Below are 15,319 nucleotides of genomic sequence, written 5' to 3'. Positions count from 1 at the left end.
CTGTGACGCCCGGGGGAGGTGGGGTCAACGATGCCGTGGCATGGTCCACCCCACCACCATCAGCTTGTTGCAATGCGAGGGGTGGAGCCTGCCCCAAATAGGGATATAACTGCGTTTTGCGGCAGCCCTGTTGGGGTGAGCCGTGTTGCGGACCCGGTCGGCGCCGCGCATAGTTGCGCTGCGGAAGTGGCAGCACACCGGGGGTGAAATGCACGATGGCCGGGCGCGGGGCGGAGCAGCATCCACACGGCGCCGACCGACTGTGCGCGGCCGGGGACCGGGTGTACTCACGGGCCGTACGCCGCGGCCGGGTGCCGCGCACCGATGCCGAGGCGGTGCCCTGCCTGCTGGAACTGGCCCTGCTGCACCCGGACCCCGACGACATGGACTGGCTGGTGCCGACCTCCCCGCAGGAGGTCATGACCAGGCTGCTGCGCGGGGTCTACGACGAGGTCAGTGAGAGCCAGCGGCGGGTGGGCTCGGCGGTGGCCGCCTTCGAGTGGTACGCGGGCCTCGGCCGTCAGCTGGGCGCGCTGGCCGCACCGGCCGAGGGCAGCGCGATCCGGGTGCTGGACGGGCTCTCCCGGATCCAGGCCGCGATGGACGAGGCGACCGAGGCGTGCACGACCGAGGTGCTCACCGTGCAGCCGGGCGGCATCCGCCGGGAGGCCGAGCTGACCGAGGGGCTGCACCGGGCGCTGGCCCTGCGCGGCCGGGGCGTGCGCATGCGCGACCTGTACACGCACGTCGCCCGGCACGGCCAGGGCCTGCTCAACTACCTGGAGCTGATGGGCGACACGGTCGAGGCCAGGACGCTGGACGAGGTGATCGACCGGCTGATCCTCTTCGACCGCACGGTGGCCTTCATCCCCGCCAACGCCGACCGCACGATGGCCCTGGAACTGCGCCACCCGGCCCTCGTGGAGTACCTGGTGACGGTCTTCGAGCGGCTCTGGCGCCTCGCGATCCCGCTGACCGCCCCCCTGCCCGACACCGGCATCGAGGGCATCTCGCACCGCGAGCAGTCCATCGCCGCGCTGCTCGCCGAGGGCCACCAGGACGCGGTGATCGCCGAGCGGCTCGGCATCAGCGTGCGCACCTGCCGCGCCCATATCGCCCGCCTGTCGGAGACCCTGGGCGCGGCCAGCCGCACCCAGCTGGGCGTACGGATCGCCCAGGTCGGACTGGACGGCCACCGCGGCTCCGCCCTGCCGGCCACCGCGCTCACGGCTCCCGATCAAGAATCCCCGAGCGTGCGATGAGATAGCCCAGCTGGGTGCGGCTGTCGCTGCCGAGGGCGGCGGCGAGTTTGGCGATGTGCAGCCGGGCGGTGCGGACGTTCATACCGAGGCGGTCGGCGATGACGGCGTCCGTGTGGCCCTCCACCAGAAGGGCCGCGATGGCGCGCTGGCGGGGCGTGACGCCGTCCACTGACGGGGGCTGCACCGCCTCTGGGAACATCGGCGTGGCCAGCCGCCAGAGCCGGTCGAAGGTCGTGACGAAGTACTTGATCAGGGCCGGGTGGCGGACCTCCAGGGCGAGGGCGCCGTCGTCGGCGGCGGGGATGAAGGCGACCTTGCGGTCGATGACGATGAGCCGGTCCGGCACCTCGTCGAGGCTGCGGGCCTCGGTGTCGCCGTGCCGGAAGTGCTCCAGCGGCCCGTACACGAGCGGCACATGGCGCAGTGTGTGCGGGTAGAGGACGCGGATACGGCCGCCGCGGTCCAGCAGGGCCCGGTCGCGCGGGAAGGCGGTGTCGCGGGCCGCCTCGCCGCGCGGGCCGGTGAGACCGGAGTGCGGCTGGATGGTGAGGGACTCCTCGGTGGCGTCCACCATCGCGTCGGTGATGGCCCGGTTGATCTGCTCGGTGCCGCTGAGCAGGCGCAGCATCGAGGTGCCGGTGCCGGGTGCCTGGCGTACGTCGACCCGCATCAGCGGCTCGAACCACGCCACCAGCCGGTCCTCGCGCCGCCGTTCCTCGGCCACCCGCGCCGCGGAGGTGCGCAGCAGCCGGTGCAGCGCCGCGGCGGGTGCCACCGGTTCGAGCAGCCCGAGGTCGTCGAGGACGGGGTGGAGCAGGCCGAAGTCGGTCAGACACGGCACGTCGGCGGCGTCGGCGACGGGGATCCGCCCGTCGCGCAGGGCGCGCTCGTACACCTCCTGCCCGGCGGCGCACAGCTCCTCGACACCGTGCTCCCGGTGCGTCACGGTCCCCTCTCCCCCTGCCGTCAACGTGACCTTCCTGTTCCGCCGGGCGTCACGGCTCCTGCTTGAGAATCCCCGACTGCGCTATGAGGAAGCCGAGCTGGGCCCGGCTCCCGCTGCCCAGGGCGGTCGCGAGCTTGGCGATATGGGCGCGGCAGGTGCGGACGTTCATGCCGAGGCGCCGGGCGATCGCCTCGTCGACATGGCCTTCGACCAGGAGCTTGGCGATGGAGTGCTGGATCTCCGTGATGCCGTCGGGGGCGGTCTCGTAGGGGGCGCCCGCGCTCAGCGGGACCGCGCGGGCCCACATGAACTCGAAGACCTTGACCAGATAGCGGACGAGCCCCGGATGCCGGAGTTCGAGGGCGATCTCCCCGTCGTCGCGCGTCGGGATGAAGGCCACGGTCTCGTCGCAGACGATCAGCCGCTCGACGAGTTCGTCGATGGTGCGGTACTCCACCTTGCCGTCCGTGAACTGGGCGACGTAGGCGAGCGTTTCCGGGCTGTAGCGGGCCGGGTGCTGGTAGAGCGTGCGGATACGGCAGCCGCGTTCGATCAACGGCCGGTCGCGCTCCAGCGCCTTGGTGAGGGTGTGTTCGAGGCGCCGGCGGCTCGGCTGCACGGTGAGCATCTCGGTCTGGCACTGGGCCGTGGCCAGATCGAGTGCCGCGTTGATCCGGTCGAGGCCCTCCAGCACGGTGATCGAGTGCGTCGTCGCCGTGGGCTGGGCACTGATGCTCATGAACGGCTCGAAAGCATCGGCCAGTTCGATGGACTGGCGCCGTCGCTGGGTGATCTCCTGCTCGATCGGGCTGAGCCGCTGGGCCAGGGCGATCGAGGGGGGTACCGGGCGCAGCCAGTTCGGATCGTCGGGGTCGGGATGAAGGAGGGCGAACTCCATCAAACAGGGCGCGGGTTCCACCTCCGCACGGGCTAGGCGTCCCGTCCGGAGAGCGTTCCCGTAAAGGCGGCGCCCCTCCTCGCACAGGTCGGTCAGCCCGTGGGGATGTGTCCGGTTAATCTCGTTTATTGCCAAATCTCCACCCCCCAGGGTCATGAACGTGCAGGAACATGATGCATCGATTGTGTGGCCATGACGTGCCGGAATGGGCCATCGTCGTATTCGGACGGGGGAGAGGTGACCTTCAAATGAGGACGAAGCCGACTATGCATAAGAGAATGCTTCGCTCGGCGCTTGTCGCCGCCTTCTCCGCCGCACTGGCCTTCGGGGCGCTGACCGGCCACGCGGGGACGAAGAGTGATGTCGCGCAGGACAGCAGCTGGCGCGTGGCTGCCGCCGGTTCCGGTGACAGCAGTTGGGTGATCGCGGCGTCCGATGTCCCGGGTGACAGTTCATGGGTCGCCCCGAAGGACAGCAGCTGGATCGTGCAGTCATGACCACTCCACCCGACGACCGCTCCTTCCGGCGTGAGATGGCCACGGCCTACCGCTCCGGCTGGCACTTCATCGACCTGGTCACCGCCATCCCCCACAGCGGTGACTCGCTGATGGTGACCGTCTTCGGTGAGCCGGTCGTCGTGACGCGGGACGAGGACGAGGACGTGCGGGCGTACCGGTGCCTGCGCAAGCCGCGTGGCGCGCCCCAGCCGGTCCGCTGTGCCATCCGATACGGAATGATCTTTGTGAACCTCGACCAGCGGGACCATCGGCTTGCCGGGCCGACGGACCAGGACGTGAGGACCATCTCGGCCACCCCCCGCAGTGCCTGACGCGATTCCCCCGTCGTAAAAGATCGCTCAGGTGCTTCCCCCCGCAGCGGCGTCACCGTGACCTGAACACGGTGACGCCGCTGCAGTTTGCGGGGACATCTTCCGCTGTGCGTCCGCTGCCACGGTGGCTGAAACAGTTCACCCATGTCCCAGCGTCCGCTCCACCTCGATCTCGATCACCACGCGCGCCGGATTCGGCGACGGCACCCGGGTGTACCGCTCGGCGTAGCGCCGTTCCGCCTCCGCGACCCGTTCGCTCTCCGTCCGTATCCGCGCCCGCCCCTCCAGCGTCGCCCAGCGCCGGCCGTCCACCTGGCACACCGCGACCCGCGCGCCCTCGGGCCCGGCCGCGAGCACATGCCCGACCTTCGCGCTCGACTTGTTGGTGATCACCCGGGCCAGCCCGGCCTCCGCGTCGTACGTCACCCCCACCGGCACCACATGCGGGCTGCCGTCGGGTCGCAGGGTCGTCAGGGTGCACAGATGTCGTTCCCGCCAGAACGCGAGGTACTGCTCAGAGTGGATCGGCATGCCCCGCAACCTAGTCGTCCCAAGGCTTCCCGCCTACCTTGAGCGGAATAGACTCAACTTTGTGTACGCTGGTCAAGTCAGCAGTGGAGAGTGTGGCCGAGAAGGAGAACGGACGACGTGGACGCCGAGCTGACCAACAGGAGCCGGGACGCGATCAAGGCGGCCGGCAACCGGGCCGTGACCGAGGGGCACGCGGACCTGACCCCTGCCCACCTGCTGCTGGCTCTGCTTCAGGGGCAGGACAACGAGAACATCACCGACCTGCTCGTGGCCGTGGAAGCGGACCAGGCGGCCGTACGCGCGGGCGCCGAGAAGATCCTGGCCGCCCTGCCCAGCGTGACCGGATCCACCGTGGCGCCGCCGCAGCCCAATCGTGAGCTGCTGGCCGTGCTCGCCGACGCCGGCGAGCGCGCCGGGGACCTCGGTGACGACTATCTGTCGACCGAGCATCTGCTGATCGGCATCGCCGCGAAGGGCGGCGCCGCGGGCGAGCTGCTCACCCGGCAGGGCGCGGACCCGAAGAAGCTGCTGGAGGCCTTCAAGAAGGCCAGGGGAGGACGCCGCGTGACCACCGCCGATCCCGAGGGCCAGTACAAGGCCCTGGAGAAGTTCGGCACCGACTTCACCGCCGCCGCCCGCGAGGGCCGGCTGGATCCGGTCATCGGGCGGGACCAGGAGATCCGGCGGGTCGTCCAGGTGCTGAGCCGCCGGACCAAGAACAACCCCGTGCTCATCGGTGAGCCCGGCGTCGGCAAGACCGCCGTCGTCGAGGGGCTCGCCCAGCGGATCGTCAAGGGTGACGTGCCCGAGTCGCTGAAGGACAAGCGGCTGGTCGCGCTCGACCTCGGCGCGATGGTCGCCGGCGCCAAGTACCGCGGTGAGTTCGAGGAGCGGCTGAAGGCCGTGCTCGCCGAGATCAAGGACTCCGACGGGCAGATCATCACCTTCATCGACGAGCTGCACACCGTCGTGGGGGCGGGGGCCGGCGGGGACTCCGCCATGGACGCGGGCAACATGCTCAAGCCCATGCTCGCCCGCGGTGAGCTGCGCATGGTCGGCGCCACCACGCTGGACGAGTACCGGGAGCGGATCGAGAAGGACCCGGCCCTGGAGCGCCGCTTCCAGCAGGTGCTGGTCGCCGAGCCGAGCGTCGAGGACACCATCGCGATCCTGCGCGGTCTGAAGGGCCGTTACGAGGCCCACCACAAGGTGCAGATCGCCGACAGCGCGCTGGTGGCCGCCGCCACCCTCTCCGACCGGTACATCACCTCCCGCTTCCTGCCCGACAAGGCCATCGACCTGGTCGACGAGGCGGCCTCCCGGCTGCGCATGGAGATCGACTCGTCCCCGGTCGAGATCGACGAACTCCAGCGCGCCGTCGACCGGTTGAGGATGGAGGAGCTGGCGATCGGCAAGGAGACCGACCCGGCCTCCCTCGCCCGGCTGGAGAAGCTGCGCCGCGACCTCGCCGACAAGGAGGAGGAGCTGCGGGGCCTGACCGCCCGCTGGGAGAAGGAGAAGCAGTCCCTCAACCGGGTCGGCGAGCTGAAGGAGAAGCTGGACGACCTGCGCGGCCAGGCCGAACGCGCCCAGCGCGACGGCGACTTCGACCGCGCGGCCAAGCTGCTGTACGGCGAGATCCCCACGCTGGAGAAGGAGCTGGAGGCCGCCTCCGAGGCCGAGGAGGAGGCCGCCAAGGACACGATGGTCAAGGACGAGGTCGGCTCCGACGACATCGCCGACGTCGTCGCGGCCTGGACCGGCATCCCGGCCGGCCGTCTGCTGGAGGGCGAGACGCAGAAGCTGCTGCGGATGGAGGACGAGCTGGGCCGGCGCCTCATCGGCCAGACCGAGGCCGTACGGGCCGTGAGCGATGCCGTACGACGCTCCCGCGCCGGTATCGCCGACCCCGACCGGCCCACCGGATCCTTCCTCTTCCTCGGCCCGACCGGCGTCGGCAAGACCGAACTCGCCAAGGCGCTCGCCGACTTCCTCTTCGACGACGAGCGGGCCATGGTCCGCATCGACATGTCGGAGTACAGCGAGAAGCACAGCGTGGCCCGGCTGATCGGCGCGCCTCCCGGGTACGTCGGCTACGAGGAGGGCGGCCAGCTGACCGAGGCGGTGCGCCGCCGCCCGTACACCGTCGTCCTGCTGGACGAGGTGGAGAAGGCCCACCCCGAGGTCTTCGACATCCTCCTCCAGGTGCTGGACGACGGCCGCCTGACGGACGGTCAGGGCCGCACGGTCGACTTCCGCAACACCATCCTGGTGCTCACCTCCAACCTGGGCAGCCAGTTCCTGGTCGACCCGGTCACCAGTGAGACTCAGAAGAGGGAACAGGTCCTGGAGGTGGTCCGGGTCTCGTTCAAGCCGGAGTTCCTCAACCGGCTCGACGACCTGGTGGTCTTCTCGGCACTGAGCAAGACCGAGCTGGAGCGGATCGCACAGCTCCAGCTCGACCTGCTGGGCCGACGGCTCGCCGAGCGCCGGCTCACCCTGGACGTCACTCCCGAGGCGCTGGCCTGGCTGGCCGAGGAGGGCAACGACCCGGCCTACGGCGCCCGCCCGCTGCGCCGCCTCGTCCAGACCGCCATCGGCGACCGGCTCGCCAGGGAGATCCTGTCCGGCGAGGTCAAGGACGGCGACACGGTCCGCGTCGACCGCTTCGGCGAGGGCCTGCTGGTGGGCCCGGCGACGGGCAAGACGCTGTGACGGCGTCGGGCCGGACGCCGTGACAAGCGCTCCGCCCGGCCGGCGCACCTCACCGGCCGGGCGGAGCGCAGCTCTCCATCCAGCAGTCGAAGGGCATGTCCTGGCTGAGGAACAGGGCCACCACCACGATGAACCACACGGAGAACACCAGGCACGCCCCCCACAGCCCCCACAGCAGCCATCGCACTTCTCTTCTCATGCGCATGACGGGATCATGGCGCCCGTTCGTCATGACACCGTCACCGCCCGATGACCGGATCGGGTCAGCCGAGGGCGGACAGGCCCGTCGGGGCTTGCACCCCCCCTCCCCGGATGAGGGAGGATGGCGGAATCCGCACGAAGGGAAATTCACGGTGAGCATCGACCCGTCCTCGATTCCGAACTTCGGGGGCCAGCCCGAACCGCAGCCCCAGGGACCGGCCGGCCCCGTCCTCCCGGATCAGGACCTCGTGAAGCAGCTCCTCGACCAGATGGAGCTGAAGTACGTCGTCGACGAGGAGGGTGACCTCGCGGCGCCGTGGGAGCAGTTCCGCACGTACTTCATGTTCCGCGGGGAGGCCGAACAGGCGGTCTTCTCGGTGCGGACCTTCTACGACCGCCCCCACCAGATCGACGAGAAACCGCAGCTGCTGGAGTCCATCGACGACTGGAACCGCCGCACCCTGTGGCCCAAGGTGTACACCCACACCCACGACGACGGCACCGTCCGGCTGATCGGCGAGGCCCAGATGCTGATCGGCACGGGCGTCGACATCAACCACTTCGTCTCCTCGACGGTCAGCTGGGTGCGGGCCGCGATCGAGTTCGACAAGTGGCTGGTCGAGCAGCTCGGCCTGGAAGAGGACGTCAACGAGGCGGACGAGCCCGAGGACGACGGCGGGTCCGAGGGCGGCGCCGAATAGGCCCTACAGCGGAGCCTCGGCGTACACCACCAGGTAGGCGCCGTAGAGATAGCTGAGCCCGGCCAGGGCCGCGACCAGCACGGTCGTGTGCCAGGGCCGGGTTCTCGCTGTGCGCACCAGCCCCCGGGCGAGCGGCAGCAGCAGCGGGAACGCAGGCAGCAGGAACCGCGGCTTGGACTCGAAGAACCCCGACCCGCCGAGCGCGATCAGCAGCAGCACCCCGCTGTACACGAGCAGGGGCAGCGGAGCGCGGTCCAGCAGCAGCACCGCGTACAGCAGCGCCCCCACCGCCACCAGGGCCAGCGCCATCGGGACCACGAACCGGCTGCCGTGCAGCAGCATGGCGCGCACGTACTCCAGCGAACCCCGCCCGAAGTCGAACTTCGACCCCCACAGCCGCTGCACCTCGAAGTAGCCGCCCAGCAGATCGCTCTTGCGCCGGCCCACCCAGAGCACATACGCCGTCCAGCCCAGCGGAGCGAGCGCCGCGCCCGTCCACAGCCTGTGGGAAACCTTTCCGCGCCGCCGCCACACCTCGGCTCCGGCCGCGGCCAGCACCCCGGCGGCGACCGCGAACCCGTTGGGCCGGGCCAGCCCCGCGAGCGCGGAGAGGATCCCCGCCCACAGCCAGTTCCCGGCCAGCACCGCGTACAGCGACCAGGCCGCGAACGCGGTCAGCACCGGCTCGGTGTACGCCATCGACAGCACCACCGAGTGCGGCAGCAGCGCCCACAGCAGCACCAGCGCGATACCGGTGGCCCGCCCGTGCAGCCGGGAGCCGACCGCGTGGATCCCGGCGGCGGCCGCGGCGGCCGCGGTCCACGAGATCAAGAGCCCGGCCGTGGCCGCGCCGAGCGGGCTCAGCCCGGCCACCGCCCGCACCAGCGCCGGGTACAGCGGGAAGAACGCCAGGTCGCTGTGCGGGCCCGGCTCGTGCGAGGGCAGGTCATGGCCGTAGCCGTGCGCGGCGATGCCCAGGTACCAGACCGAGTCCCAGGACCGGGCGAGCAGCGTCAGCGGGTGTCTGCCGGCGCCGTGCGCGACGAGGGCGAGCACGGCCGCCCCGGCGAGCCGGGCGCCGAGGAAGAGGCCCACGGCGACCCCGTACGCGCGCACCAGGGACGGCCCGATACGGTCGCGCGGCGCTGGCTTCGGCGCGGCTACGGGCTGGGCGAGGGCGGTGCTGGCGTGGGTCACAGCTTCGCACCCTGCGTGACGGTGTGGTTCGGCCGCACGGTGAAGCGCCGGTGTGGTGTCCGCCGTCACCCGTCTGCGGGTGGGGTGCGGCTGGTCGCGCCCCAGGGCGCTTACAGCGCCCGCAGTCGCTCCGCCGCCTCCCGCAGGACCTCCTCGCGCTTGCAGAAGGCGAACCGTACGAACGGCGCTCCCGCCTCCCGGTCGTCGTAGAAGACGGCGTTGGGGATGGCCACCACGCCGGCCCGCTCCGGCAGGGCGCGGCAGAAGGCGAAGCCGTCCTTCTCGCCCAGGGGGCGGATGTCGGTGGTGATGAAGTAGGTGCCGGCCGGCCGGAAGACCTCGAAGCCCGCCTCCGCCAGCCCCTGGGCCAGGATGTCGCGGCGGTCCAGCATGGACCGGCGGAACCCGGCGAAGTAGGAGTCGGGCAGCGCGAGCGCCTCCGCCACCGCGTACTGGAAGGGGCCCGAGGAGACGTACGTCAGGAACTGCTTCACCGCGCGGACCGCGCTGACCAGCTCCGGCGCGGCCGTGACCCAGCCGACCTTCCAGCCGGTGAAGGAGAACGTCTTGCCGGCCGAGCCGATCGTCACCGTGCGCTCGCGCATCCCGGGGAAGGAGGCGAGCGGCAGGTGCTCGGCGTCGTCGAAGACCAGGTGCTCGTAGACCTCGTCCGTGACCACCAGCAGGTCCCGCTCCACCGCCAGCTCGGCGATCGCGGCCAGCTCCGCGCGCGTGAGGACCGTACCGGTCGGGTTGTGCGGGGTGTTGATCAGCAGCAGCCGGGTGCGGTCGGTGACGGCCGCGCGCAGCTCGTCCAGGTCCAGCCGGAAGCCGGCCCCCTCGCCGAAGTGCGGCCGCAGGGTCACCGGTACCCGGGTGCCGCCCGCCATCGCGATGCTCGCCGCGTAGGAGTCGTAGTACGGCTCCAGGGCCACCACCTCGTCACCCGGCTCCACCAGTGCCAGCAGCGAGGCCGCGATCGCCTCCGTCGCGCCCGCCGTGACCAGAACCTCGGTGTCGGGGTCGTACGACAGCCCGTAGCGGCGCAGCTGGTGCGCGGCGATCGCGGTGCGCAGCTCCGGGATGCCCGGGCCCGGCGGGTACTGGTTGCCGCGGCCCTCGCGCAGCGCCCGCACCGCCGCCTCCCGCACCTCCTCGGGGCCGTCGGTGTCGGGAAAGCCCTGGCCGAGGTTGATCGAGCCGGTCGCCACGGCGAGCGCGGACATCTCGGCGAAGATCGTCGTCCCGAACTCGGCGAGCCGGCGATTGAGGTGAGGACGTGCGCTGGAGGTCATGGCGGCCATCCTGCGCCCAAGCTCTGGAGTTCCTCAACTCTGCTTTGAGTCTCCGGAGGCCGGGCATTCCCTGGTCACCGCGGTCCACGGGGGGCCGCTTCGGGGGAAGGGAAGGAGGGTGACGCCATGGACGCCGGCATCATCTTCGTCCTGATCGTGGCCGCGGTCGTGATCCTCACGGCGCTGGCGGGCCGGCGGGGGAACCGGCAGCGCACGGTGTCGCTCGCCAAGGGCGGCCGCGGCCGGTCCAGGTCGTCCCGCTCGTCGTCGTCCTCGTCCTCGTCCTCGTCGTACGACGGCAGCGGCAGCTGGTGGGCGGGCACGGCCGACTCCGGTTCGTCGGGCGGGCACCACGGCGGTCACCATGGTGGGCACTCCTGCGGCGGAGGCCACTCCTCCTGCGGCGGTTCGTCCTGTGGTGGCTCGTCCTGCGGCGGGGGTTCGTCGTGCGGCGGCGGGGGCGGATGCGGGGGAGGCAGCTGACACGGGGCAGCTGAGCTGGTCGGGGGAACCGCATCCGGGCCGCACCTGGGCGCCCGCCGGACGAAGGCAGCCGGCGGGCGCTCGCCCTGCGGAACCCACGCCAGGCGCACGCCATGGTTGAACAGTTGAACTGTGGAGCCCTCTGAGGGATGGAAACCCCACGAAGTTGGGTAAAAACGCTGTGGGGGCGCCTCTGTTCATGATTCCCTCTAAATCGCCAACGCAGCCCCTCGGACGTCCTCAGACTCCCGCCCCGGCCGAGCCGGCTGGGCTGACATGGCCGATCTCCCCCCTCATCGCGTGTTAGCGGAGCCGATCCATGCTCACGACCCTGAACACCTCCTACACCGATACGCGGGCTGCCGACCTCGCCTGGGCCCTGGGACGCGAGCCGCTGCCCGCCCTGGCCACCCTCGACCTGGAACTCATGGGAGCCAAGCTCCAGTTGAGACTGCTCGGCGCATCCCACCAGGTGCTGCTGGAGGAGGAGCAGGGCAGTTGCTCGGAGACGGTCGCATGCATCCCCGGCTCCAGCACCCCGCTGCCCCTGGGCGTCGCCAAACGGGTCGGCGACTGGGAGTACGAGTTCGCCGCGCGCGTCGAGGTGCTCACCCCCGGCTCGTTCGCGGGCCGCGCCCAGGAGTTGCTGGCCCTCGTCTCCGACCATCCGCACGGACTCGCGGGCGTCTTCCCCGGCAGCCCGCACGCCTTCACCGCGATGCTGGCCCAGCGCCACGAGGGCCAGGTGCACTGGCGCACCTGGCACGCCTACCCGCAGGACGGGCAGTTGGTGGCCACCCGCACCCGGGTCGGGGCACGGGTGCGGCTGGCGCAGCCCGCTGAGCACACCGCGCCGACATAAACCCCTGCCGTGTCAACTGCCCCCACTTCCACACGTGTGGGTGACGAAGCGTACCGAGCATGTGACGTAACGTCGCAGCGTGATCGAACCGCACGCCCCCGCGCCCCCGGGCGCCCCGCCCTCCTGGACAGGCCCCGCCCGGCTGCCCGTCCGGCCCGGCACCGGGCGGTTCCTGGTTCTCGTGTGCGTCTTCGTCTGCGCGGCCTGCGGACTCGTGTACGAACTCGAACTGGTCGCGTTCGCCTCGTACTTGATAGGCGACTCGGTCACCCAGGCCTCCGTCGTGCTGTCCGTGATGGTGTTCGCGATGGGCATCGGCTCACTCGGCGCCAAGCGGCTGCGCTGGCACGCGGCCGCCGGCTTCGGCGCGATCGAGACCGTCCTCGCCCTGATCGGCGGGTGCAGTGCGATGGCGCTCTACGCCGTCTTCGCCTGGACCGGCGGCTGGGGCGGGATGTGGGCCGAGGGCCCGCGCTGCCTGCTGGTCGCCTTCTCCCTCGCCATCGGCCTGCTCATCGGCGCCGAAGTCCCGCTGCTGATGGAGCTGATCCAGCGCATCCGCCACCAGGACGCGGGCGGCGCGGTGGCCGACCTGTTCGCCGCGGACTACGTGGGCGCGCTGGTCGGCGGCCTCGCCTTCCCCTTCCTGCTCCTGCCCTTCCTGGGCCAGTTGACGGGCGCCCTGCTCACCGGCACGGTCAACGTCGTCGCGGGCGGCGCCCTGGTGCTCGGCCTCTTCCGCCGCGACCTGACCCGCCGGGCCCGCTGGACCCTGCTGCTCGGCGGCCTCCTCGTCCTCGGCGTCCTCGCCTCCGCCGCCGTCCTCGCCGGCGACTTCGAACGCGCCGCCCGGCACGCCGTCTACGGCAAGGACGTCCGGGTCGCCGAACAGACCGACGTCCAGGAGGTCGTCCTCGCCGGCGGCACCGACGGCAAGCCCCTCGACCTCTTCCTGGACGGCCGGCTCCGCGTCGGCGGCCGCGACGAACGCCTCTACCACGAGGCCCTCGTCCACCCCGCGCTCTCCGGCGGGCCGCACGCACACGTCCTGATCCTCGGCGGCGGCGACGGCCTGGCCGCCCGCGAGGTGCTGCGCCGGCCCGGGGTGCGCCGCCTCGACATCGTCGAACTCGACGCCGGCCTGGTCCGCCTGGCCCGCCACGACCCCGGCCTCGCCGCCGTCAACGGCCACGCCTACGACGACCCGCGCGTCCACACCACCACGGCCGACGCCCTCGGCTGGCTGCGTCAGGCCCGGGGGCGGACGTACGACGTCGTGATCGCCGACCTGCCCGATCCCGGCATCACCGCCAGCACCAAGCTGTACTCCCAGGAGTTCTACGGCCTGGCCCGCCGCGTCCTCGCCCCGGGCGGCCGGCTCGTCGTGCACGCCGGGTCCGTCACCACCCGCCCCGGCGTCTTCTGGACGGTCGCCGCGACCCTGCGCGCGGCGGGCCTCGCCGGCTCCCCCTACCGGGTCCTCGGCCACGACTCCGGCTTCCCGGCCGGCCCCGACCGCTCGGCGGGCACGTCCGGCCCCCCACACGACTGGGGGTTCCTGCTGGCGGCGCCCGGGGCCACCCCGCCGTCCCTGAGGCTGGGTCCCTGGCACCCGCGCACCCTGACGCAGGCCGAACTGACGGCGGACGGCAGGGCGGCGCGGCGGACACGGATCGGCGGGCTGCCGGCGTCCACGCTGGTGCATCCCCGCTACTGACGAGCCGCTTCGGCGGGGGTACTTTCCGGTCACACCTGGGTAGGCTCAGCGGACATGGAGCACCAGGTCTTCGTCCCGGTTCCGCCCGAACCGCTCAAGGACGCCCTCGCCGACCCCGCGCGCGTCGCCCGCGCGGTCCCCGGTCTGCAACAGGACGCCGGTGCCGAACCCGTCGCCGGACGCCTGAAACTGCGCGTCGGCGGACACTCCGTCACCTACCGGGGCACGGCACGGGTGGTCGCCCGCGAGGACGGTACGTACGCCGTCGAGGGCGACGCCACCGAGGCCCGCGGCACCGGCGCCGTCAAGCTCGCCCTCACGCTGCGCCTCGTGGAGACCGAGGGCGGTACGACGGTCACGGCCGAGGGCACGGCGGACGCGGACGGCCGTATCGCCGAGCTGCCGCCGGACGCGGTGCGCGCGGCGGCGACCCGCCTGCTGAGCCGGTTCGTGGAGAGCCTGGCGACGCTCCAGGAAGAGCGGCCGACGCTCCAGGAAGAGCCGGAGCAGGAGCCCGAGGCCGGGCACGCCTCCGTCTTCGACACCGAGGTGCCCCCGCCGTCCTTGGACCCCGCGGCCGACCGCCTCTCGGAGGACTTCGCCGACACCGGCGAGCCCCCCGCCGAGGCCGCGCACGCGCGCCGCACGATGATCGGCCGCAGCGCCGAGGAGGTCGACCACGCCCCGCCCCGCGGCCGCTACGCCCCCGTCCCGGCCCCCCAGACCGTCGCCGGAAACCCGGTTCTGCGCTGGGCGGCCCCGGCAGCGGCAGTGGCTCTGGCGTCGGCGATCGTGGTGGGACGGGCACTGCGCAAGAGACGTTGAGGGCCGGCGGCCGCCCGCTGCCGAACCTGTTCCCCCAGTACTGTCTTCCCGTGAGTAACGAAGACATCACGCTGACAGCAGGCAATGCTGAGGTACGCGTCAGCCCCGCCGACGGCGGCCGTATCAGCGGCCTCAAGGTCGGTCCCCTCGAACTGCTGAGGCAAGGGCACCGCTTCGGCTGCTTCCCCATGGTCCCCTGGTGCGGCCGTATCAAGGAGGGCCGCTTCCTCGACGGCGGCGCCCTGCGCCAGATGCCGCTCAACTCCCCGCCGCACGCCATCCACGGCACCGCCCGCGACGGCGCCTGGCGCGTCGCGCGCGTCGCGGAGCACGAGGCGGTGATCACGTACGACCTGGTCGAGCCCTGGCCGCACGCCGGCCGTGTTACCCAGGTCGTCACGCTCACCGAGGACAGCCTGACGCTGACGATGTCGGTGGAGGCGCGCGACGACTCCTTCCCGGCGCAGATCGGCTGGCACCCGTGGTTCAACCGGACCCTCGCGGGCGAGGACGGTGCGGTCGGCGCCGACGTCACGCTCGACTTCACGCCCGGCTGGCAGGAGGAGCGCGGGGACGACCATCTGCCGACCGGCAACCGGATCGACCCGAAGCCCGGCCCCTGGGACGACTGCTTCGGCATGCCCGACGGCGTCGACGTCACCCTCACCTGGCCGGAGCAGCTGGAGCTGAAGGTGACCAGCCGCGAGGAGTGGGTGGTCGTCTACGACGAGCAGGCCGAGGCCGTGTGCGTCGAGCCGCAGACCGGCCCGCCCAACGGCCTGAACACCCTTCCCCGCCTGGTCACGCCGCTGGAGCCGCTGGAGGCGACGACGACCTGGAGCTGGCGGCGCCTTTAA

The 15,319-nt window shown here is 71.7% G+C and carries 16 protein-coding genes; 10 read left to right on the top strand and 6 right to left on the bottom strand.

Annotated elements, in window-relative coordinates; all coding sequences use genetic code 11:
- The first annotated feature begins 215 nt into the window (after nt 1-215).
- Entirely contained in the window at nt 216-1,262 is a 1,047-nt protein-coding gene (locus tag AB0L75_RS05050) for a LuxR C-terminal-related transcriptional regulator (RefSeq protein ID WP_365175436.1), read from the top strand.
- On the opposite strand, the gene AB0L75_RS05045 is transcribed toward AB0L75_RS05050, so the two are convergent.
- Both AB0L75_RS05045 and AB0L75_RS05040 read right to left on the bottom strand, forming a co-directional pair.
- Complete coding sequence (locus AB0L75_RS05045; protein WP_365175434.1) at nt 1,225-2,208, bottom strand: helix-turn-helix transcriptional regulator; 984 nt, start codon at nt 2,206-2,208, stop codon at nt 1,225-1,227. The two genes, AB0L75_RS05050 and AB0L75_RS05045, sit on opposite strands and share 38 nt — an antisense overlap.
- Before the next feature lie 49 nt (nt 2,209-2,257).
- Entirely contained in the window at nt 2,258-3,262 is a 1,005-nt protein-coding gene (locus AB0L75_RS05040) for a helix-turn-helix transcriptional regulator (RefSeq protein ID WP_365175432.1), read from the bottom strand.
- 110 nt (nt 3,263-3,372) lie between these two features.
- Here AB0L75_RS05040 and AB0L75_RS05035 point away from each other — a divergent pair, with 110 nt between their 5' ends.
- Entirely contained in the window at nt 3,373-3,603 is a 231-nt protein-coding gene (locus AB0L75_RS05035; RefSeq protein WP_365175430.1) for a hypothetical protein, read from the top strand.
- Nucleotides 3,600-3,935 carry a hypothetical protein gene (locus AB0L75_RS05030; protein ID WP_365175428.1) on the top strand — a complete coding sequence of 112 codons (336 nt, stop codon included), beginning with the start codon at nt 3,600-3,602 and terminating at the stop codon, nt 3,933-3,935. Before AB0L75_RS05035 ends, AB0L75_RS05030 begins: the two co-directional genes overlap by 4 nt.
- A gap of 138 nt (nt 3,936-4,073) precedes the next feature.
- Here the strand turns inward: AB0L75_RS05030 and AB0L75_RS05025 are convergent, their stop codons facing one another.
- Nucleotides 4,074-4,466, bottom strand: coding sequence for a TIGR03618 family F420-dependent PPOX class oxidoreductase (locus tag AB0L75_RS05025; RefSeq protein WP_365175426.1), 393 nt, complete (start codon nt 4,464-4,466; stop codon nt 4,074-4,076).
- A gap of 117 nt (nt 4,467-4,583) precedes the next feature.
- On the opposite strand from AB0L75_RS05025, the gene clpB reads away from it, so the two are divergent.
- Nucleotides 4,584-7,181: an ATP-dependent chaperone ClpB gene (gene clpB / locus AB0L75_RS05020; RefSeq protein ID WP_365175424.1), complete on the top strand. Its 2,598-nt coding sequence runs from the start codon at nt 4,584-4,586 to the stop codon at nt 7,179-7,181.
- A 49-nt stretch (nt 7,182-7,230) separates the two neighbouring features.
- Here the strand turns inward: clpB and AB0L75_RS05015 are convergent, their stop codons facing one another.
- Entirely contained in the window at nt 7,231-7,386 is a 156-nt protein-coding gene (locus AB0L75_RS05015; protein ID WP_365175422.1) for a hypothetical protein, read from the bottom strand.
- A gap of 148 nt (nt 7,387-7,534) precedes the next feature.
- Between AB0L75_RS05015 and AB0L75_RS05010 the strand changes: the two genes are divergently transcribed.
- Complete coding sequence (locus AB0L75_RS05010) at nt 7,535-8,083, top strand: YbjN domain-containing protein (RefSeq protein WP_365175420.1); 549 nt, start codon at nt 7,535-7,537, stop codon at nt 8,081-8,083.
- A 3-nt stretch (nt 8,084-8,086) separates the two neighbouring features.
- Here the strand turns inward: AB0L75_RS05010 and AB0L75_RS05005 are convergent, their stop codons facing one another.
- Nucleotides 8,087-9,214 carry a hypothetical protein gene (locus AB0L75_RS05005; protein WP_365176460.1) on the bottom strand — a complete coding sequence of 376 codons (1,128 nt, stop codon included), beginning with the start codon at nt 9,212-9,214 and terminating at the stop codon, nt 8,087-8,089.
- Between the two features lie 176 nt (nt 9,215-9,390).
- Nucleotides 9,391-10,584: a pyridoxal phosphate-dependent aminotransferase gene (locus AB0L75_RS05000; RefSeq protein WP_365175418.1), complete on the bottom strand. Its 1,194-nt coding sequence runs from the start codon at nt 10,582-10,584 to the stop codon at nt 9,391-9,393.
- 117 nt (nt 10,585-10,701) lie between these two features.
- Here AB0L75_RS05000 and AB0L75_RS04995 point away from each other — a divergent pair, with 117 nt between their 5' ends.
- The 5 genes from AB0L75_RS04995 to AB0L75_RS04975 all read left to right on the top strand — a co-directional run bounded on the left by AB0L75_RS04995 (nt 10,702) and on the right by AB0L75_RS04975 (nt 15,319).
- Nucleotides 10,702-11,058, top strand: a complete 357-nt coding sequence (locus AB0L75_RS04995; protein ID WP_365175416.1) for a hypothetical protein — start codon at nt 10,702-10,704, stop codon at nt 11,056-11,058.
- Nucleotides 11,059-11,377: 319 nt separating this feature from the next.
- Nucleotides 11,378-11,920 carry a DUF2617 family protein gene (locus AB0L75_RS04990; RefSeq protein ID WP_365175414.1) on the top strand — a complete coding sequence of 181 codons (543 nt, stop codon included), beginning with the start codon at nt 11,378-11,380 and terminating at the stop codon, nt 11,918-11,920.
- A 79-nt stretch (nt 11,921-11,999) separates the two neighbouring features.
- Entirely contained in the window at nt 12,000-13,637 is a 1,638-nt protein-coding gene (locus tag AB0L75_RS04985) for a polyamine aminopropyltransferase (protein WP_365175412.1), read from the top strand.
- A gap of 54 nt (nt 13,638-13,691) precedes the next feature.
- The gene (locus AB0L75_RS04980) at nt 13,692-14,462 is read left to right on the top strand and encodes an SRPBCC domain-containing protein (protein WP_365175410.1); all 771 of its coding nucleotides are present in this window, start codon (nt 13,692-13,694) and stop codon (nt 14,460-14,462) included.
- 50 nt (nt 14,463-14,512) lie between these two features.
- Nucleotides 14,513-15,319 carry an aldose 1-epimerase gene (locus AB0L75_RS04975; protein ID WP_365175408.1) on the top strand — a complete coding sequence of 269 codons (807 nt, stop codon included), beginning with the start codon at nt 14,513-14,515 and terminating at the stop codon, nt 15,317-15,319.

This window comes from Streptomyces sp. NPDC052101, from assembly GCF_040680235.1.
Lineage (GTDB): Bacteria > Actinomycetota > Actinomycetes > Streptomycetales > Streptomycetaceae > Streptomyces.
This window is presented reverse-complemented; position numbering and strand designations above follow the sequence as displayed.